At 69.0% G+C, this 19,699-nt stretch carries 15 protein-coding genes; 11 read left to right on the top strand and 4 right to left on the bottom strand.

Going from position 1 to position 19,699, the window contains the following annotated elements:
- Positions 1 to 34: 34 nt before the first annotated feature.
- From ileS to sigJ, 3 genes are all read left to right on the top strand, one after another.
- Positions 35 to 3,193, top strand: coding sequence for an isoleucine--tRNA ligase (gene ileS, locus H1R19_RS14510; RefSeq protein ID WP_280527237.1), 3,159 nt, complete (start codon positions 35 to 37; stop codon positions 3,191 to 3,193).
- An 84-nt stretch (positions 3,194 to 3,277) separates the two neighbouring features.
- Positions 3,278 to 4,582 carry an NAD(P)/FAD-dependent oxidoreductase gene (locus H1R19_RS14505; protein WP_188327851.1) on the top strand — a complete coding sequence of 435 codons (1,305 nt, stop codon included), beginning with the start codon at positions 3,278 to 3,280 and terminating at the stop codon, positions 4,580 to 4,582.
- On the top strand, positions 4,579 to 5,502 hold the full coding sequence (gene sigJ / locus H1R19_RS14500; RefSeq protein ID WP_244970716.1) for an RNA polymerase sigma factor SigJ: 924 nt from the start codon (positions 4,579 to 4,581) through the stop codon (positions 5,500 to 5,502). Before H1R19_RS14505 ends, sigJ begins: the two co-directional genes overlap by 4 nt.
- Positions 5,503 to 5,569: 67 nt before the next feature.
- Here the strand turns inward: sigJ and H1R19_RS14495 are convergent, their stop codons facing one another.
- Positions 5,570 to 6,262 carry a TetR/AcrR family transcriptional regulator gene (locus H1R19_RS14495; RefSeq protein ID WP_219849390.1) on the bottom strand — a complete coding sequence of 231 codons (693 nt, stop codon included), beginning with the start codon at positions 6,260 to 6,262 and terminating at the stop codon, positions 5,570 to 5,572.
- Between the two features lie 113 nt (positions 6,263 to 6,375).
- On the opposite strand from H1R19_RS14495, the gene H1R19_RS14490 reads away from it, so the two are divergent.
- Both H1R19_RS14490 and H1R19_RS14485 read left to right on the top strand, forming a co-directional pair.
- On the top strand, positions 6,376 to 6,831 hold the full coding sequence (locus tag H1R19_RS14490) for a nitroreductase/quinone reductase family protein (protein WP_219851691.1): 456 nt from the start codon (positions 6,376 to 6,378) through the stop codon (positions 6,829 to 6,831).
- A 27-nt stretch (positions 6,832 to 6,858) separates the two neighbouring features.
- Positions 6,859 to 8,427, top strand: a complete 1,569-nt coding sequence (locus H1R19_RS14485) for a DNA polymerase IV (RefSeq protein WP_244970715.1) — start codon at positions 6,859 to 6,861, stop codon at positions 8,425 to 8,427.
- 33 nt (positions 8,428 to 8,460) lie between these two features.
- Here the strand turns inward: H1R19_RS14485 and H1R19_RS14480 are convergent, their stop codons facing one another.
- Positions 8,461 to 9,426, bottom strand: a complete 966-nt coding sequence (locus tag H1R19_RS14480; protein ID WP_219849389.1) for an asparaginase — start codon at positions 9,424 to 9,426, stop codon at positions 8,461 to 8,463.
- A 258-nt stretch (positions 9,427 to 9,684) separates the two neighbouring features.
- Here H1R19_RS14480 and H1R19_RS14475 point away from each other — a divergent pair, with 258 nt between their 5' ends.
- A complete protein-coding gene (locus H1R19_RS14475) occupies positions 9,685 to 10,212 on the top strand; it encodes a WKL family lipoprotein (protein ID WP_483401425.1) in 528 nt (175 codons plus the stop codon).
- A gap of 26 nt (positions 10,213 to 10,238) precedes the next feature.
- On the opposite strand, the gene H1R19_RS14470 is transcribed toward H1R19_RS14475, so the two are convergent.
- Positions 10,239 to 11,183, bottom strand: a complete 945-nt coding sequence (locus H1R19_RS14470) for a hypothetical protein (RefSeq protein ID WP_219849388.1) — start codon at positions 11,181 to 11,183, stop codon at positions 10,239 to 10,241.
- Between the two features lie 41 nt (positions 11,184 to 11,224).
- Here H1R19_RS14470 and lspA point away from each other — a divergent pair, with 41 nt between their 5' ends.
- The 5 genes from lspA to H1R19_RS14445 all read left to right on the top strand — a co-directional run bounded on the left by lspA (position 11,225) and on the right by H1R19_RS14445 (position 18,707).
- Positions 11,225 to 11,920, top strand: a complete 696-nt coding sequence (gene lspA / locus H1R19_RS14465) for a signal peptidase II (RefSeq protein WP_244970714.1) — start codon at positions 11,225 to 11,227, stop codon at positions 11,918 to 11,920.
- On the top strand, positions 11,913 to 12,839 hold the full coding sequence (locus tag H1R19_RS14460; protein WP_219849386.1) for an RluA family pseudouridine synthase: 927 nt from the start codon (positions 11,913 to 11,915) through the stop codon (positions 12,837 to 12,839). The genes lspA and H1R19_RS14460 overlap by 8 nt, the downstream gene beginning before the upstream one ends.
- A 77-nt stretch (positions 12,840 to 12,916) precedes the next feature.
- Positions 12,917 to 14,509 carry a serine/threonine-protein kinase gene (locus H1R19_RS14455; RefSeq protein ID WP_219849385.1) on the top strand — a complete coding sequence of 531 codons (1,593 nt, stop codon included), beginning with the start codon at positions 12,917 to 12,919 and terminating at the stop codon, positions 14,507 to 14,509.
- Positions 14,510 to 14,784: 275 nt separating this feature from the next.
- Positions 14,785 to 18,327, top strand: a complete 3,543-nt coding sequence (gene dnaE / locus H1R19_RS14450) for a DNA polymerase III subunit alpha (protein ID WP_219849384.1) — start codon at positions 14,785 to 14,787, stop codon at positions 18,325 to 18,327.
- A 110-nt stretch (positions 18,328 to 18,437) separates the two neighbouring features.
- Positions 18,438 to 18,707 (top strand): hypothetical protein, encoded by a 270-nt coding sequence (locus tag H1R19_RS14445; protein WP_219849383.1) that lies wholly within the window; start codon positions 18,438 to 18,440, stop codon positions 18,705 to 18,707.
- Here H1R19_RS14445 and H1R19_RS14440 read toward each other — a convergent pair.
- A complete protein-coding gene (locus tag H1R19_RS14440; RefSeq protein WP_219849382.1) occupies positions 18,650 to 19,651 on the bottom strand; it encodes an SMP-30/gluconolactonase/LRE family protein in 1,002 nt (333 codons plus the stop codon). The genes H1R19_RS14445 and H1R19_RS14440 overlap by 58 nt on opposite strands.
- Positions 19,652 to 19,699: the final 48 nt, after the last annotated feature.

Genomic DNA, 19,699 nt, shown 5'->3' with positions numbered 1-19,699 from the left:
GACCGACACCGGACGGGTGTATCCGAAGGTCGACATGACCGGGGGCACCGGGCGTAGCGCCCCTGACTTCCCGTCTGTCGAGCAACATGTCCTGCAGTACTGGGAGTCCGATTCGACTTTCGCCGCGTCGATCGCCAATCGCGCCGACGCCGAGGAGTTCGTCTTCTACGACGGTCCTCCCTTCGCCAACGGCCTCCCGCACTACGGCCATCTGCTGACCGGGTACGTCAAGGATGTGGTACCGCGGTACCAGACCATGCTGGGCAAGAAGGTCGATCGTCGATTCGGCTGGGACACACACGGTCTGCCCGCCGAACTCGAGGCCGAACGCCAGCTCGGGATCACCGACAAGTCGGAGATCGAGAAGATGGGCATGGAGAAGTTCAACGAGTACTGCCGCGACTCGGTGCTCCGCTACACCGGTGAGTGGCGCGAGTACGTGACCCGCCAGGCGCGCTGGGTCGACTTCGACAACGACTACAAGACGCTCGACCTCGACTTCATGGAGTCGGTGATGTGGGCGTTCAAGGCGCTCTACGACAAAGGCCTGATCTACCAGGGCTACCGCGTGCTGCCCTACAGCTGGTACGAGCAGACGCCGTTGTCGAACCAGGAGTCCAAGCTCGACGACGCCTACCGCATGCGGCAGGACCCGGCGGTCACCGTCACGATGCCGCTGAAGGTGCCCGACGGCCCGCTCGCCTCGCTCGACGGTGTCAACGCCCTGATCTGGACGACGACGCCGTGGACGCTGCCGTCGAACCTCGCGATCGCGGTGAACCCCGACGTCACCTACGTTCACGTCAAGGCCGCCGACGGCCAGGAGTACCTCCTCGCCGAGGCTCTCCTCGGCGCCTACTCCAAGGAGATCGCCGACCCAGAGGTTGTCGGCACGTACCGCGGTGCGGACCTGGCCGATCTGTCCTACTCACCGCCGTTCGACTTCTTCGCCGGACATCCGAATTCGCATCGGGTACTGTTGGGCGACTACGTGACCACCGACAGCGGCACCGGAATCGTCCACCTCGCACCGGCTTTCGGCGAAGAGGACATGGATCTCGCGACGGCCAACGGCATCGAGGTGGTCCAGCCGCTCGACCCCGGCGGCCGTTTCACCTCGCAGGTGCCGCCGTACGAGGGGCAGATGGTCTTCGACGCCAACCCGGTGATCATCAAGGACCTCAAGGCAACCGGCCGGATCCTGCGTCACGAGACCATCGAGCACTCCTACCCGCACTCGTGGCGATCGGGACAGCCGCTGATCTACATGGCCGTGCCGTCGTGGTTCGTCGCCGTGACCCAGTTCCGTGACCGCATGGTGGAGCTCAACAAGCAGATCACCTGGGTGCCCGAACACATCCGCGACGGACAGTTCGGCAAGTGGCTGGAGGGTGCCCGCGACTGGAACATCAGCCGTAACCGCTATTGGGGTGCGCCGCTTCCGGTCTGGATCTCCGACGATCCGGAACATCCGCGCATCGACGTCTACGGTTCGCTCGACGAGCTCGAGCGTGACTTCGGGGTACGCCCGGACAATCTGCACCGCCCGTACATCGACGAACTCACCCGCCCCAATCCCGATGACCCGAGCGGGAATTCGACAATGCGCCGGGTTCCCGAGGTGCTCGACTGCTGGTTCGAGTCGGGATCGATGCCCTACGCGCAGGTGCATTACCCGTTCGAGAACCAGGACTGGTTCGACGGCAGTGACCCGGCCGGCGGCGACTCGGCGGGCGAACCGGCGCACAATCCGGGTGACTTCATCGTCGAGTACAACGGTCAGACGCGCGGCTGGTTCTACACCATGCATGTGCTGGCCACGGCCCTCTTCGATCGTCCGGCGTTCAAAACCGTTGCCGCGCACGGCATCGTTCTGGGCGACGATGGTCAGAAGATGTCGAAGTCCAAGCGCAACTACCCCGATGTCAACGAGGTCTTCGACCGCGACGGGTCCGACGCCATGCGATGGTTCCTGATGGCGTCGCCGATCCTGCGTGGCGGAAACCTCGTGGTCACCGAACGCGGCATCCGCGAAGGTGTCCGGCAGGCGCTGCTGCCGCTGTGGAACGCATACAGCTTCCTGCAGCTCTACGCCGAGCGTCCGGCGACCTGGCGGACCGATTCCACCAACGTGCTGGACCGCTACATCCTGGCCAAGCTGGCGACCACCCGCGACTCGATGACCGAGTCGCTCGACGTCTACGACATCGCCGGCGCCTGTGATGCGTTCCGTGAGTTCGTCGAATCGCTGACCAACTGGTACGTGCGGCGTTCGCGAGCACGGTTCTGGGCGGGGCAGGACGATGACTCCGACGCCTTCGACACCCTGTACACGGTCCTCGAGGTCGCGTGCCGTCTGGCGTCCCCGCTGCTGCCGCTGGCGACCGAGGCCATCTGGCGCGGTCTCACCGGCGAGCGTTCGGTGCATCTGACGGACTGGCCGACCGCGGACGAGCTGCCCGCCGACGCCGACCTGGTGAGCGCGATGGATCAGGTCCAGGCGGTGTGCTCGACGGCGTCGAGCGTCCGCAAGGCCAACAAGCTGCGCGTCCGTCTGCCATTGCAGGGCCTCACCGTCGCGTCGGCGACGGCCGCGGACCTCGAGCCGTTCGTCGACCTGGTGAAAGACGAGATGAACGTCAAGTCGGTCACCCTGGCGACCGACGCCAGCCAGTACGGGCGCTACGAGATCGTCGTCAACGCGCGTGCGGCCGGGCCGCGCCTCGGCAAGGACGTGCAGCGGGCGATCAAGGCAGTGAAGTCGGGCAACTGGTCGGTGCAGACCGGCGCCGACGGCACCGAGGTCGTCGTGGCCGACGGCATCGAGCTGCACGACGGCGAGTTCACCCGCCGCCTGGTCGCCGTCGAGCCGGATTCCACCGCCGAGCTGCCCGGCGGCGCCGGACTCGTGGTGCTCGACACCACCGTCACTCCCGAGCTCGAGGCGGAGGGCTGGGCGAAGGACCGCGTGCGTGAGCTGCAGGATGCGCGACGCAACCTGGGGCTCGACGTGTCCGACCGGATCACGGTGCGCCTGGTGGTTCCCGCCGAACGCCTCGACTGGGCGCAGACACACGCCGGGTTGATCGCCGGTGAGGTGCTCGCGGTGCAGTTCGACGTCACCGCCGACGGGGGCCCGGCCGCCATCGAGCTCGGTGACGGCGTGACCGCCGACGTCGCGAAGGCGGGCTAGCACCGGAATCGGGGGCGTTGTCACACCTGCGCGTCCGCCGGTGTCTTGAGGTAGACCCTCGAGACACCGGCGGAAGGACCAGTGATGACCACCCGAGACACCACAACCCCAGACACCACAACACCAGACACCACCCCCCGACACACGACTTCTCAGAACACGACACACCGCGACCCGCGGAGCGTCCACGTGATCGTCCTCGGCGCCGGATATGCCGGTGCGATGGCAGCCAACCGGCTCCGGAGCAACCCGCACATCCACGTGACCGTGGTCAACCCGCAGCCGTTCTTCGTCCAACGCATCCGGCTGCACCAGTGGGCGGCGCGGACCGGGCAGCCGCAGGTGGGATTCGATCATCTGCTCGCCGACGGGATCCGCATCGTCGTCGACTCCGCGACCCGGATCGACGCGCCGGCCCGTCGCGTGCACCTGGCGGCGGGGACCTCTCTCGACTACGACCATCTGATCGTCGCGGTCGGAACCAGGCATGCGGTGTCGGTGATCCCCGGCGCTGCGGACCACGGCTTTCCGGTCGCGGACTGGGATGCGGCGCAACGTCTGCGCCGACACCTCGGGAGAACACCGGCCGGTGAGTCGGTCACGGTGGTCGGCGGCGGGCTCACCGGCGTCGAACTCGCCGCCGAGCTGGCCGAACGGGGCCGCCCGGTCCGCCTGGTCTGCGGCGGCACCATCGCCGGGTCGGTCGGGAACCGCGCACGACGCGCCACCCTGGCCCAGCTCGGCCGGGTCGGGGTCGAGGTGTTCGAACACGGCCGGGTCGTCGACATCACCTCGGCGACGGTGACCGTGGCCGACGCCGGGGAGTCCCGGGTGCTGCCCAGCGCGATCACCATCCTCGCCACCGGGTTCGAGGCGCCCGCGCTCGCGGCCGACAGCGGCCTGACCACCGACGCCATCGGCAGGTTGCGCACCGACCGCATGCTGACCAGCGTCGACGACGACCGGATCGTCGGTGCGGGTGATGCAATCGCGGTCGACGGTCTGCCCGTGCGGATGAGTTGCCAAGCGGCGCAACCGCTGGGCGCGCAGGCTGCCGACGTGGTCCTCGCACGTGTCGCCGGGGAACCGGTGGCGCAGGCCGACCAGGCATTCGTCGCCCAGTGCACGTCGATCGGTCGCCGGGCGGCGACGCTGCAGTTCACCCGCCGCGACGATTCGCCTGCCCCCGTCGTGGTGACCGGCCGTCTCGCGGCTCTGGCCAAGGAGGTGGTGTGCCGCGGTACGGTGTGGAACATCCGCCGCGAGTCGAAGAAGCCCGGTGCCTTCCGGTGGATGCGGGGTGGCGGGCCAGCCGCGGCGCAGGGTTCTGCGCCAGATGTGGCGACCTCCCCTCCCGCAAGTGCCGACCGGGACCTGACCCGCCGATGAGAGGCCGCACAGCGATGACCGGCGCCGAGCCCGACCGGCAAGCCGCACGCTTTGCCGAGCTCCGGCCGCTGCTGTTCACCGTCGCCTACGAGATCCTCGGCTCGGCGGCAGACGCCGACGACGTCCTCCAGGACAGCTACCTGCGATGGGCCGAGGTGGCGGCCGACGACGTCGCCGACACCAAGTCCTACCTCGCCAAAGTGGTCACCCGGCAGGCGCTCAATGCGCTGCGGTCCAGGTCGCGGCGGCGGGAGGACTATGTGGGCCCGTGGCTGCCCGAACCGATCCTCCTCGACGTGCGCGAGCCCGTCGACGATCTGGTTCTGGCCGAATCGGTCTCGATGGCGATGCTGATCGTGCTGGAATCACTCGGCCCCGATGAGCGAGCCGTGTTCGTCCTGCGTGAGGTGTTCGGGTTCTCCCACGACGAGATCGGCGACATGGTGTCGAAACCGGCGGCGACGGTGCGGCAGATCGCCCACCGCGCGCGGTCCCACGTCGAGTCGCGCCGCTGTCGTTTCGAGCCGGCGGACCACGCACGCGCCACCGCGGTGGCCGACGCGTTTCTCGCCGCTGCGCGATCTGGCGAGGTGGAGCCGCTGATGGCGATGCTGTCGCCCGATGTCGTGTTCACCGCGGACAGCGGCGGCAAGGCGACTGCCGTGCGCCGACCGGTCAGCGGTGCGCTCAAGGTGGCCCGGCTGCTGATGGGTTTCGGACGCCTCGGGGGCACGCTCGAGGATTACCGCGCGGAGATCGCCGTGTTCAACAACGAACCCGGACTGGCGGTCTACTTCGACGGGCGGCTGCAGGGCGCCTTCACCTTCCACATCGTCGACGGCACCATCGGGCACATCTACGCGATGCGCAATCCCGACAAGCTGACCGCCGTGGAACGGTCGCGGTCCATCACACGCTGAGTGCGATCGGATCGCGCGCTGATCGCCGCGGTGAGTCGACCCGTGGGGATCGGACCCGGGTACGTGTTCAGGCGAACAGGGTGCCGAGCGTCAGGTTGATCTGGAAGTCGAACAGGGCGTCGGTGTGCTCGAAGGTGTCCACTCCGTACTGGCCGAAGGTCTCCAGGCTGATCGCGCCGATCAGTACCGCCCACAGGGTGGTGGCCGCGGCCAGTACGGCGGCCGGTGTGTCGAGGCCGAACTCGTCGCGGATCGCGGCCATGTCGGCACTGACTTCGGTTGTGGGCGTGGGGAGATCGGTGCGGAGGAGGCCGTCGTCGTACGCGGCGCCGCACTCGCGCAGGAGCAGCGCGGGAATGCGGGTTCCGGGTTCGATGGTCTGGTCGCCGGGTGCGGTGTACCCGGGGACGGGGCTGCCGAACAGGAGCGCCCACCTCGCGCGATCGGCCAGTGCCCAGGACCTCGCGGCTGCGGCTGCGGCGCGGAGGCGCTCCCGCCGGCGCGAGGGTTCGATCGTGTCGACGGCCGCGTCGATCGCGTCGGAGATGTCGGTGTAGGCCTCGACCACGAGCAGGGTCAGCAGGTCGTCCCGGCTGGGCACGTACCGATAGACGGCCGAGGAGACGACGCCCAGGTCGCGGGCGATGGCACGCAGTGAGAGCCCGGCCGCGCCGTAGGTCGTGAGGTGTTCGCGGCCGAGTCGCCGGATCTCGTCGGTCATCATCGCGCGGTTCTCGGCGCGACTTCGCGGAGGGGCCATGCGCCGATCCTCTCACATTCGAGAGCGGTGCTCTTGATTTAGTCGGGCAAGCGGCGCACACTGGGTTTCGAGAGCGCCGCTCTCGAAAAATCCGACTCGAGAGAGCGCAGCGAATCATGGCCACCACCCACTATCGGGCCCCACGGGGCATCGACAACGTCTTCAACCGCGCCGTCCGCCGGCTCGCAGATTCCGGGGTGAACCTGGCGGGGGCCCAGACCCTCACCGTCGCCGGGCGACGCACCGGCGAGCCGCAGCGTGTGCCGGTGAACGTGCTGCGAACCGACAGCGGGGAGTATCTGGTCTCGCCGCGCGGCAACACGCAGTGGGTCCGCAATGCACGGGTGGCCGACACGGTCGAACTCCGGCGCGGCCGACGCCGCAGTGTCGTCGCCCTGACCGAGGTCGATCCCGCTCTGCGGCCGCCGATCATCCGGCAGTACCTGCGCTCATGGGGCTGGGAGGTCGGCCGGTTCCTGCCCGAGGGGATGGGCACCGCGGCCTCGGACGCCGAGATCGCCGCCCATGCGAGTCAGATCCCGGTCTTCGCCGTCACCCCGGCTCGGTAGGATCGGCCGCTCACTAGACTCGGACGGGTGCTGCGCCCCGAGTCCGAACCGACACCCGTAAACGGTTCGTCGGCACCGGGGGAGGCCGAGCGCGGATCGCGCTGGGTGATGCACCTGGACATGGACGCCTTCTTCGCCTCCGTCGAACAACTCACGCGACCCACGTTGCGTGGGCGGCCTGTTCTCGTCGGCGGTTCGGGTGGCCGCGGCGTGGTGGCCGGTGCGAGCTATGAGGCGCGGGTGTTCGGCGCCGGGTCGGCGATGCCCATGCATCAGGCCCGCCGGTTGATCGGCCCCAGCGGCGTCGTCGTCCCGCCGCGCGGATCGGTCTACAGCAAAGTAAGCAAGAGGGTGTTCACCCTTGTGCGAGAAGCGGTCCCGGTCATCGAGACGTTGTCCTTCGACGAGGCCTTCGCCGAACCGGCCGAACTGGCCGGCGCGACCGTGGCGCAGGCCCGTGAGTTCGCCGAGACGTTGCGCGCGCGAATCCGGTCCGAGGTGGGCCTCGCCGCCTCCGTGGGGCTGGGCAGCGGCAAACAGCTCGCCAAGATCGCCTCGGGCATGGCCAAACCCGATGGCGTAATGGTGATCCCGCCGTCGGGTGAACTCGAGTTCCTCCATGCGCTGCCGGTCCGGAAGCTGTGGGGTATCGGCCCGGTGTCGGGAGATCGGTTGGCGCGCCTGGGAATCGTGACGATCGGCGACCTCGCCGCGATGTCACCGATCGAGGTGGCCTCGGTCCTCGGTGCCACGGTCGGACCGGCCCTGCACCGGCTCGCACACGGCATCGACGACCGGCCGGTCGCCGAACGGGCCTCGGCCAAGCAGATCAGCGCCGAGTCGACCTTCGCCGAGGACATCGTCGAGCTCGACGAACTGCGCCGCGCCATCCGGAAGGCCGCGACGGATGCGCATCGTCGCCTTCTCTCCGACGGCCGCGGCGCGCGGACCGTCGTGCTGAAACTCAAACGATCCGACATGTCGATCCTGACGCGGTCGGCGACCACCGCCGCCGCGACGACCGACTTCGACGACCTCGAACGCGCCGCTCAGAGACTTGCGCTCGATCCACGCACGGTCGGAGCCATTCGTCTTGTGGGCGTGGGTTATTCGGGACTCACCGCCGTGCAGCAGTACGCCCTGTTCGACGACCTCGACGCGGCAGGCCGCGATCCGGGGGAGCAGACCACACACCACGACACCGCGGCCAGGGACACCGCGGCCGGGGACACCGCGGCCGGGGACACCGCGACAGGGACCGCCTCGACCGGGACCATCACGACCGGCACGGACGTCGTCGAGGTGTCCGAGACGGTCGAGGACTCCGCCGCCGACGCCGCGACCGGTGAACCCCCGCGCTTCTCTCCCGGGGGGAGCGCGCTGCCCGCGGGCCGTTTCGGGCCCGGCGCGGACGTCACCCATCCCGAGCACGGTCACGGCTGGGTCCAGGGCAGCGGGCACGGTGTGGTGACCGTCCGGTTCGAGACCCGCACCACCGGACCGGGCCGCACCCGCACCTTCGCCGTCGACGATCCCGCCCTGCGGCCGGCCGACCCGCTCGACAGCCTGGACTGGGACCTCGCCGCCGACGACTGACTGTCTGCCGAACGTCGAACGGTCGAAAGACGCTCAGTCCGTTCGTGTGCCGGGCTGTGCGAAGAAGCCGGCGATCTCGGCGCAGTCGCATCCGGCCGTCAGCAGGGCGATCAACGCCATCCGGGCCTGAGGTGCGCGCAGCCACGGCGACACGATCGCACCCGCACGATGCAGATCGACGGCGCCACCGCCGCCACCGTAAGTGGTCGACACCTCGCCGTAGGGCACGCGACTCGTGACCACCACTGTGACACCGTGCTGTACGGCGAGGGCGACCTCGGCGGTGATGTCCGGGTGGGTGTTGCCCGAACCGGTCGCGGCCAGCACCAGACCGGCCGCGTTCTGCGCGACAGCCGCGGCGATCAGCCCCGGCGACACACCCGGATACAGGGCGAAGGTGTCGACCCGGGCGGTGCGGCCCACCGGGATCGGTTCGGCCAGGACGCGTCGTGGCAGATCGGGCGAGACACAGTCGAATGCCGCCGGATCGGTCGTCGAGACCTTGAACAACCCACGCGCGGACAACACCCGCCCGCCCGCCACCACGAGCACCCCGCGCCCGCGCGACGCGGGATCGGCGATCGTCGCGAGTGCCGCCGCGAGGTTTGCCGGGCCGTCGCTGTCGGGTGCGTCGGCGGGTCGTTGGGCGCCGGTGAACACCACCGGCCGGTCGTCGACGGCGTAGAGGTCGGCCAGGAACGAGGTCTCCTCCATCGTGTCGGTGCCATGGGTGACCACCACTCCGGCGACGGTCGGATCGGTGAGCGCGTCGGCGATCGCCCGCACGACGGCGAACTGATCGGCCACCGTCATCGCCGAGGAGTCCACCGACATCAGGTCGACGCTGCGGATCACCGCGTCCGACCGCGGTGTGGTCGACAACAGTTGCGCGGCTCCGAGTGCGGGTACGGCGCCGTCATCGGTCGTCTGCGCGGCGATCGTGCCACCGGTGCTGATCAGGACGGTGGTCGGCGGCCCGCCGATAGGGGTGTCGGCCATGATGTCCAAGACTCACCGGAACCGGCGGGCCTCGTCAAGCGTTGGGGGATTGGTCCAGCGGTGGGGGACTGGTCAAGCGTGTGGGGAGGCGCGCGGTGCCACGGCCGGGAGCGTGCCGATCGGTGCCAGGGCCGGAGCCCCCGTCGTTTGGCATAGTGGTGGAGGCTGTCGCCGGTTTACCGGCGGCCAGGTTCGTCATCGAGGTGGGAGAGCGCTGACCGCGCGCCCCACCGCCCATGAACACAGTGAGGGAGATCGTTGAAGTATCGGAAGTTTCTAGGCGCGACCATGATCGCGGCGGCATTGATGACCACGGTTGCCGCCTGCGGCGGTGACGACAGCGACGCGCCGCCTGCGCCCACCCTGACCAGCGCCGACACCGCAGCCGGTGGCGGCGACGGCACCGAGATCACCAACGGCAGCAAGCCGCCGTCGATCAAGGTGCTCAACGACATGGTCGACCAGGCCGTCGACCCGGACATCCCGCGCGCGGAGAAGATCCAGTTCGTGCAGGGTTCGGAGAAGGATCCGGCCATCTTCGACGAGCTCGTCAAGGCGCGCGCGGAGAACGCCGATGTCGACTGGGTCCTGGTCAACCCGGTGATCAGCGCCGGCCCCAACAAGGCCCGCGTCAAGGTCCGGATCGAGACCGCCGGTAACCCGCCGACCAACGCCGAGTCGACGATCGTCTACGACAAGGGCCGCTGGAAGCTGTCCAACGAGACCGTGTGCAACCTGCTCGGGCTGTACCAGGTCGACAGCAAGATGTGCGCCCCCGCGAGCTGAGCCTCCACGTCGGGTGAAGCGACAGCTCAACGCCAGGTGACGGACAACCCGGTCCGCTGCAACAGCGGGCGGGCCGGGTCCGCGCCGACCAATTCGCGGGCTCCCCGGTAGGTCGCCTCGCCGGCCACCGGGAGCCCGCGTCTCAGATCCACCGTGACCCGGCCCTCGCCGGTATTGCTGTACCGGCTGATCGTGAGGGTGTCGGCGCTCCCGGGGATCGCGAACACCGAGTTGACCGGTGATTCCTCCGCGGTGAACTCGATCGTGAGCCGGTCGCCCTCCCACGCGGTGAGTCGCGCCTCGATGGACTGCGTGACCGTGGCCGCGGCGGCGATCACACGCTCGCTGCGCCAGGAGGCACCCACCGCGATCGGTTCGGTGGGCAGCACGATCGCGGTGTTCAGCGCGGCCACCAGAGACTGCTCGAGCGCCAGTCGCGCCTCCTCGCCCGCGTCCGCCGCCGGCGCGAGCCGCAGCGACACCGGCGCCAGTCCCGGTCCCAGCGTGATGCCGGCCTTGGTGCCGCCCATCGCCGCGAGCTGCTCGGTCAAACCCGTGTCCGGTGAGGTCACGGTGCCGAGGTCGAGTTCGAGATCGGACTTCTCGGTGCACCCGAACCGCGCCGTCAGCGGTGTCTCGACCGTCTGCGCATCCGAACTTCCCGGCGACGCCACCTGCGATGTCGTCACGAGGGTCACCGACTGCGCGGATGCGACATCAGGCGCCGCGGTGGCCACGCGGCGCTCGCCGTCGCCGGCCCCGAGGACCGTCACCGTCGCCGGTGCGATCGGTACCGGCGTCGCCCCGGCGGCACGGGACGGCGACTCGGCGGCACACCCGCCGGCGGACGCCGTATTCGGCGCACCGGCGTCGTCGGATTCCGACGAGCAGCCCGCGACCAGCGCGGACACCGCGGCGGCCACCGCGAACGAGGAGACAAGGGACCGGATCACACGGGCACGCGGGGACACGGGTAGCCAGGGTATTCCACGGGTCGTGGACAATGACCGGTGTGGACGACCAACCCCAGCCGGATCCGGAGCACGAGGATCCGCGCGGCACCGCCTCCCGGCCTGCCGACTCAGACAGCACCGCCGACTCCCAGGAGTCCCGCGTCCCGACGACCCGTCGCCGGATCTCGCAGGTGACCGTGGCGGTACTGGGCATCGCGCTGGTGGTGCTCGCGCTCGATCTGCTGACCAAGACGATCGCGGTGGCCACGCTCGTCCCCGGACGTCCGGTCGAGATCATCGGCGACGTGGTCACGCTTCGCCTCGTCCGCAACAGCGGTGCCGCCTTCTCGATGGCCTCCGGCTACACCTGGGTGCTCTCGATCATCGCGCTGGTGGTCGTGGGCGTCATCATCCGGTACAGCAGCCGCCTCAAGTCGTGGTGGTGGGCCGTCGGTCTGGCGCTGGTCCTCGGCGGTGCCGTCGGCAACCTGGTCGACCGGATCTTCCGTGCTCCCCAGCCGCTGCAGGGCCACGTCGTCGACTTCGTCTCGGTGGGGTGGTGGCCGGTGTTCAACGTGGCCGACTCGGCCGTGGTGTGCGGTGCGGTCCTGCTGGTCGTGTTGTCGGCGCTCGGCTACGACTACGACGGCACTCGCACCGGCTGGGCAGCCCGTCGAGACCCCGACAACCCACACCCTGACCAGGATCGCCGCACGAACGGCGTAGACACCACCGAAGGCGGCGCGCATGCGTGAATCACGTTCCCTCCCAGTGCCCGACGGGCTCGACGGGATGCGCGTGGACGCCGGGGTGTCGCGCATGCTCGGTCTGTCCCGCACTGTCGTCGCCACCCTCGCCGAGGACGGCGACGTGATGGTCGACGGGGTCGTGGTCGGCAAGTCGCACAAACTGGCCGCCGGCACCTTCCTGCACGTCACCCTGCCCGAGCCGGACCAGCCGCTGCGCGTCGAGCCGACACCGGTCGAAGACCTCGAGGTGATCTACCACGACTCCGACATCGTCGTGGTCGACAAACCCGTCGGCGTCGCCGCCCACCCGTCGGTGGGCTGGAGCGGCCCGACCGTCATCGGCGCGCTCGCCGCCGCCGGTTTCCGGATCTCGACCTCCGGCGCCCACGAGCGGCAGGGCATCGTTCACCGGCTCGACGTCGGGACCTCGGGCGTCATGGTCGTGGCGGTCTCCGAGCGCGCCTACACCCTGCTCAAACGCGCGTTCAAGCAGCGGACCGTCGACAAGGGCTATCACGCACTCGTCCAGGGCCACCTCGATCCGTCGTCGGGAACGATCGACGCCCCGATCGGTCGCTCGCGCAGCAACGACTGGAAGTTCGCGGTCACCTCGAACGGCAAGCCGAGCATCACCCATTACGACACCCTCGAGATGTTCGCGGCGGCGTCGCTGCTCGACGTCCACCTCGAAACCGGTCGCACACATCAGATCCGCGTGCACTTCTCGGCGCTGCACCACCCGTGCTGCGGTGACCCGACCTACGGCGCCGACCCGGTCCTCGCGAAGAAACTGGGTCTCGAGCGGCAGTGGCTGCACGCGCGGTCGCTGGGCTTCGCCCACCCGGCCGACGGCCGCCAGGTGGAGTTCACCACCGAGTACCCCGCGGATCTCCAGCACGCCCTCGACCTTCTGCGCGAGACCTGAGCCGACACCGCCGGACCAGGGCATTCGTTCGGCCCCTTGTGGGCGACATACTCGCCGAACTCGCCTAGATTGAGGGGGTGCTCGAGCCGGGAACTCTCGTCGCCGGGTACCGCGTCGAACGGGTACTCGGCAGTGGCGGTATGGGCGCGGTGTTCCTCGCCCGCCACCCGGAGCTACCGCGCTACGACGCCCTCAAGGTCCTCAAGGCCTCGGCGGGCCTGACCGACAGCAACTTCCGGCGCCGGTTCCTGCGCGAGGCCGAGGTCGCCGCGACGCTCGACCATCCGAACATCGTCACCGTCTTCAACCGCGGCCGCGCGAGCGTCCCGACCGCTTCGGGGGGCGGGGAGGCGGACATGCTGTGGATCGCGATGCAGTATGTGCCGGGTACCGATTGTGCACGTGAACTGGCCGCTCAGGGCCCGCTCGCGCCGCACCGCGTGGCCCATATCGTCTCCGGGGTGGCCCGCGGAATCGACCACGCCAACCGGCGCGGACTGCTCCACCGGGACATCAAACCGGCCAACATCCTCCTCGCCGAGGTCGACGACGAGTCGTCCGACGAGGAACAGCGGGTCCTGCTGACCGACTTCGGCGTCGCGAAGATCTCCGACGAGACCGAGGCGTTGACATCGGTCGGCACGGTCCTGGCGACCCTGTCCTACGCCTCACCCGAACAGCTCATGGGCAGGCGCCTGGACGGCAGGACCGACCAGTACTCGCTGGCGGCGTCCACCTTTCACCTGCTCACCGGACGCGTGCCCTTCGACGACCGGGACAACGGCGCGGTGATCGGTGCGCACCTCAAGGAGCCGGTGCCGCGCGCATCGGGCCTCGTGCCCGGTCTGCCGCCGGGCGTCGACGAGGTGATCGCGCAGGCGATGGCCAAGTCGCCCGAGGAACGGTTCGCCAACTGCCGGGCGTTCGCCGACGCGCTCGCGACGAGCCTGCGACGCGTCCGGCCCCGGTCGGCCGTCGACCCAGGCGCCGAGTCGACCTTCGATCCAGGCACCGAGTCGACTTTCGGCCCCGACGCCGAGACGGTCCGCGGTCTCACGCCCCCGACGGGCGGGCGACGGCAACCTTCCCGTGCCCAGCCACCCGGCGCTGAACCTTTTCGGGCCGAACCTTCCCGTGCCGAACCCCTGCGGGCCGACCCTCATGCCCCGACCCATCGGGCCACGCCCAGGCCGGCGGCATCCCGCGCGGCGCCGCCCCTGCCCGCGCCACCCGAGTCCGCGCCATCCAAGTCCGCGCCATCCAGACCCGCGCCATCCAAGTCCGCGCCACCCAGACCCGCGCGACCCCGACCGGCCGGTCCGGCACACGACGTCACGCAGCAGGCGACACCGAAGCGTCCGAGTTCACGGCCCGCCACGGGTGCCGACCCCATGGTGTGGCAGCACCCGCCGCCGAATACGCGCCGACAGACCAACGACCACCTGCGGGCCGCCGGGCAGGTCTCCCCAGAGCGGGCCGCCGGCGGTGCAAGGCCGCCCGGCCCGGGGGTGCCCGGTGCCGATCGCTTCGGGTTTCCTCCCGCCGGTCCGAATCCCGCGGGGCGGGGCGGCCGACCGGCCGGCGGGTCGAATCGGTTGCCGGTGGTGCTGGCGATCGTCGCGGTGGCGCTGCTGATCCTGATCGGCATCGTGTTCGCGGTGGCGCTGTAACACCGGCACGGCATCGAACACCGGCACGGCATCGAACACCGGCGCCGGAGGGCACCGTGAGCGAGGGGGCATCCTGTCACAGCTGTCCCATTCGTCACGGCCCGGAGTGGCTCGCCTGACGTGTCGGTGCGCGCGCCTAGAGTGGACCCCGACTCGTCCGCCGGATGGCCGCCTCCGGCGGGCCGGCGCACCCGATCCAGACACCCGATCCAGACACCCCGAACCAGACATCTTCGCACCCGAACCGGCCACCCGACATCCACAGAAGAGGCACAGTGACGGACTCGTTTGTACACCTGCACAACCACACCGAGTACTCCATGCTCGACGGTGCGGCCAAGGTGTCACCGTTGTTCGCCGAGGCCAAGCGCCTGGGGATGACCGCGATCGGCATGACCGACCACGGAAACATGTTCGGCGCCAGCGAGTTCTACAACACCGCGATCAAGAACGACATCAAGCCGATCATCGGGATCGAGGCCTACATCGCGCCCGGTTCGCGATTCGACACCAAACGGATCCAGTGGGGCACCCGCGACCAGAAGAGCGACGACGTCTCCGGCTCGGGTGCGTACACCCATATGACGATGGTCGCCGAGAACGCGACCGGTCTGCGCAATCTCTTCAAGCTGTCGTCGCTGGCGTCGATCGAGGGGCAGCTCGGCAAGTGGTCGCGGATGGACGTCGACCTGATCGCCGAACACGCCGAGGGCATCATCGCCACCACCGGCTGCCCGTCGGGTGAGGTGCAGACCCGCCTGCGTCTCGGTCACGACCGTGAAGCGCTCGAGGCGGCCGCGAAGTGGCAGGAGATCTTCGGTCCGGAGAACTTCTACCTCGAGCTGATGGAGCACGGCCTCGAGATCGAGCGCCGGGTGCGCGACGGCCTGCTCGACATCGGCCGCAAGCTCGGCATCAAGCCGATCGTCACCAACGACTGCCACTACGTCACCAAGGAACATGCGGCCGCCCACGAGGCGCTGCTGTGCGTGCAGACCGGCAAGACCCTCTCGGACCCGACACGCTTCAAGTTCGACGGTGACGGTTACTACCTCAAGTCCGCCGCCGAGATGCGCGAGCAGTGGGATTCGCTGGTCCCCGGTGCGTGCGACAACACCCTGGAGATCGGGGAGCGGGTCCAGTCGTACGAGGACGTCTTCACCCACCGCGATCGCATGCCGGTCTTCCCGGTGCCCGAGGGCGACACCCAGCAGACGTTCTTGCGCAAGGAGGTCGCGAAAGGCCTCAAGGAGCGCCGGTTCCCGGGCGCCGAGGTGCCGCAGGAGTACCTGGACCGGGCCAACTACGAGCTCGACGTCATCATCCAGATGGGTTTCCCGGCCTACTTCCTCGTCGTCGGCGACCTGATCCGCCATGCCCTCGAGGTCGGCATCCGCGTGGGTCCGGGCCGTGGTTCGGCTGCCGGTTCGCTGGTCGCCTGGGCGCTGGGCATCACCAACATCGACCCGATCCCGCACGGACTGCTCTTCGAGCGATTCCTCAACCCCGAGCGTGTGTCGATGCCCGATATCGACATCGACTTCGACGATCGTCGTCGCGGCGAGATGGTGCGTTACGCGACCGAGCGGTGGGGCAGCGACAAGGTCGCCCAGGTCATCACCTTCGGCACCATCAAGACCAAGGCCGCGATCAAGGACTCGGCACGTGTCCAGTTCGGTCAGCCAGGCTTCGCGATCGCCGACCGCATCACCAAGGCCCTGCCGCCGCCCATCATGGCCAAGGACATCCCGGTCTGGGGTATCACCAACCCCGAGCACGAGCGCTACGGCGAGGCCACCGAGGTCCGCACGCTCATCGAGACCGATCCCGACGTCAAGAAGATCTACGACACCGCCCTCGGACTCGAGGGTCTGATCCGCAACGCGGGCGTGCACGCCTGTGCGGTGATCATGTCCTCGGAGCCGCTGACCGACGCGATCCCGGTGTGGAAGCGCGCGCAGGACGGCGCCATCATCACCGGCTGGGACTACCCGTCGTGTGAGGCCATCGGGCTGCTCAAGATGGACTTCCTGGGTCTGCGCAACCTCACCGTCATCGGTGACGCGCTGGAGAACATCAAGCTCAACCGGGGCATCGACCTCGATCTCGACGCGTTGCCGCTAGAGGACGAGAAGACCTACGAACTGCTCGCCCGCGGCGACACGCTCGGCGTGTTCCAGCTCGACGGCGCGGCCATGCGTGAACTCCTGAAGATGATGCAGCCCACCGGATTCGAGGACATCGTCGCCGTCCTCGCGCTGTACCGGCCGGGTCCCATGGGTGTGAACGCGCACACCGACTACGCCAAGCGCAAGAACGGTCTGCAGGACATCCGGCCGATCCACCCGGAGCTCGAGGAACCGCTCAAGGAGATCCTGTCCGAGACCTACGGCCTGATCGTCTACCAAGAGCAGATCATGCAGATCGCGCAGAAGGTCGCCGGCTACTCCCTCGGACAGGCCGACCTGCTGCGTCGCGCGATGGGCAAGAAGAAGAAAGAGATCCTCGACGACGCGTACGAGGGCTTCGCGCAGGGCATGCGCGACAACGGCTTCTCCCAGGCGGCCATCACCGCGCTGTGGGACACGGTCCTGCCCTTCGCCGGGTACGCGTTCAACAAGTCGCACGCCGCAGGCTACGGCCTCGTCTCCTTCTGGACCGCCTACCTCAAGGCGAACTACCCGGCCGAGTACATGGCAGGCCTGCTCACCTCGGTCGGTGACGACAAGGACAAGGCGGCGATCTACCTCGCCGACTGTCGCAAGCTCGGCATCACGGTGCTCCCACCCGACGTCAACGAGTCGCAGCGCAACTTCGCCGCCGTCGGCAAAGACATCCGTTTCGGCCTCGCGGCCATCCGTAACGTCGGGTCCGGCGTCGTCGGCTCGATCATCGCCGCGCGCGAGGAGAAGGGGAAGTTCACCAACTTCTCCGACTACCTCGGCAAGATCGACGTCACCGCCTGCAACAAGAAGGTCACCGAATCGCTGATCAAGGCGGGGGCGTTCGACTCGCTCGGCCACCCGCGCAAGGGACTGTTCCTCGTCCATGCCGAGGCCGTCGAATCGGTGATCGGCACCAAGAAGGCCGAAGCAATCGGCCAGTTCGACCTCTTCGGCGACGCCGGAGGCGCCGACGAGTCGATGGCCGAGGTCTTCGCGGTCAGGGTTCCCGAGGAGGAATGGGACACCAAACACAAGCTCGCCATCGAGCGAGAGATGTTGGGCCTCTACGTCTCCGGGCATCCACTCAGCGGCGTCGAGCACGCGATCGCCGCCCACACCGACACCTCGATCACCACCCTGCTCGAGGGCAATGTCGCCGACGGTGCACAGATCACCATCGGCGGCATCATCTCCTCGGTGACCCGCCGCGTGAACAAGAAGGGCGAGCCCTGGGCCGCGGTCACGCTCGAGGACATGGTCGGCGGTGTCGAGGTCTATTTCTTCCCGCGCGCCTACACCGCGTACGGGATGGACATCGTCGCCGACAACATCGTCCTCATCAAGGCGCGGGTGAACCTGCGCGAGGACAGCATGATGATCAGCGCGAACGACCTCGCCGTGCCCGATCTGGAAACGGCCGGAGCCACCAAGCCGGTCGCGCTGACCTTGTCGGCGAGGTTGTGCACACCCGATCGCGTCCAGGCGCTCAAGCAGGTGCTGACCCGCCACCCGGGTATGGCCGACGTGCACGTCACCCTCGTCAGCGACAAGCGGCAGACGCAGCTCAAGCTGACCGAGTCGCTACGCGTCGCACCGAGCTCGGCGCTGATGGGCGACCTCAAGGCGCTGCTGGGCCCCAGCTGCCTGAGCTGAGCTGTTCAGTTCGCCGTCACCACAAGTTCGGCGCACCGAACATTTTCCTTCGCCGGCCGCTATACTCGACGACACGTCCAGTACATGCGACCGGCGAAGGAGTGTTCGAGATGACGACAGTGTTCGATGTCGACCCGTATCGCCCCGCGCACCGGCCCGCACGCACGGTCGACGTCTTCGGAGTTCGCTGGCCCGCACGCAAGGCTCACGCGGTGGTCGCCGGGCTGGCGGTCGCACTCCTGAGCCTGCTGGCTTTCGGATCGCCGCAGTTCACCGCCTGGGTGACGGCCGTGACCGTGCTCGCCGTCTGGTGGGGCGAGCGCTACCTGCCCGGGAAGGCCGCGACCGCGCCTGCGTCGAACCCACCCGGGATCTCATAGATCCGGCCGTCGAATCCGGCCCGGAACAGTCGCCCGGTGGAGAAGCCACGATCGCCTCGGCCGTAGGACAGCACGCTCGACGTCGGGAGCCCGGAGCCGAGCACGCAGTAGCTTCCCGGTGAGGTGATACGCACGATCTCGCCGGTCGCGTTGAACGGCACGACCGGCCGGTCGCGGGAGTCCAGTGTCAGCCCGTCCGGAGTCGACGGCGCACCCACGCTGAGCAGGCTCTGGACCACCCGTGGGTTGGTCGTCGAGATGCGGCTGACGCCCGGGTTCACGAACGTTCGCGACACGTAGAGCCAGCCGTCGCCCCGACCGAGGACCGCGCCGTTGGCGCTCGGCAACGAGCCCCAGGCCGCCTGCACCGCGCCGTTCGGGGACACGCGCCCGATGAGGTTTCCGAAGTCGTTGGTGGCGTACACATTTCCGCGGGCCGAGACATCCATGCCGTTGGCTGCGGACAACCCGGTGACCCAGGGCCGCAGGGCACGGGTGTTCACGTCGAGGCGCGCGATCGATGCGTGGCGCAAGGCGTCACCGACGAACACCCGCGGATCGGCGCCGTAACCCACCAGCAGGGTGCCGCCGGGGGTCCACGCGAGCCCACCGGCGCCGTTTCCGCCGGGCACGGTGGCGATCGGCACGGCCGGAGCGCCCGGCCTGGTCAGCCGATACACCCGGCCCGAGATCAGGTCGGTGGTGTACAGACGTCCCGCGGCGTCGACCGTCAGCCCTTCCAGTGCCGCACCGGGCACGACGCCGACGAGGCGCGCCGGTTGTCCGGCCCCCGGACATGTCGGCGCCGCATTCGCGGGTGCGGGCTCGACGGCAGCCGCGAGGCCGACTGCCAGGGCCGCGGCCGCGGCGACGGCCGCGAGCCGGGAAATCCGCCGACCGCGCCGAGAAGAAGGACCAGGGTGGGAAATGCGGCGAGATGTCATGGCTGCTCCCGAGTGAGGTGGCTGTGGTGCTGCCGCAAGTTCGTCTGG

The organism is Gordonia jinghuaiqii (assembly GCF_014041935.1).
GTDB classification, from domain to species: domain Bacteria; phylum Actinomycetota; class Actinomycetes; order Mycobacteriales; family Mycobacteriaceae; genus Gordonia; species Gordonia jinghuaiqii.
Note: the sequence above shows the minus strand (reverse complement) of the source record. Positions and strands in the feature narration are given on the sequence as shown.

What these genes read in the sequence shown, in the direction of transcription:
- ileS (WP_280527237.1), top strand. Translation starts at nt 35, where the DNA reads ATGACCGGGGGCACCGGGCGTAGCGCCCCTGACTTCCCGTCTGTCGAG.
- H1R19_RS14505 (WP_188327851.1), top strand. Translation starts at nt 3,278, where the DNA reads ATGACCACCCGAGACACCACAACCCCAGACACCACAACACCAGACACC.
- sigJ (WP_244970716.1), top strand. Translation starts at nt 4,579, where the DNA reads ATGAGAGGCCGCACAGCGATGACCGGCGCCGAGCCCGACCGGCAAGCC.
- H1R19_RS14495 (WP_219849390.1), bottom strand. Translation starts at nt 6,262, where the DNA reads ATGGCCCCTCCGCGAAGTCGCGCCGAGAACCGCGCGATGATGACCGAC.
- H1R19_RS14480 (WP_219849389.1), bottom strand. Translation starts at nt 9,426, where the DNA reads ATGGCCGACACCCCTATCGGCGGGCCGCCGACCACCGTCCTGATCAGC.
- H1R19_RS14460 (WP_219849386.1), top strand. Translation starts at nt 11,913, where the DNA reads ATGCGTGAATCACGTTCCCTCCCAGTGCCCGACGGGCTCGACGGGATG.
- H1R19_RS14445 (WP_219849383.1), top strand. Translation starts at nt 18,438, where the DNA reads ATGACGACAGTGTTCGATGTCGACCCGTATCGCCCCGCGCACCGGCCC.
- H1R19_RS14440 (WP_219849382.1), bottom strand. Translation starts at nt 19,651, where the DNA reads ATGACATCTCGCCGCATTTCCCACCCTGGTCCTTCTTCTCGGCGCGGT.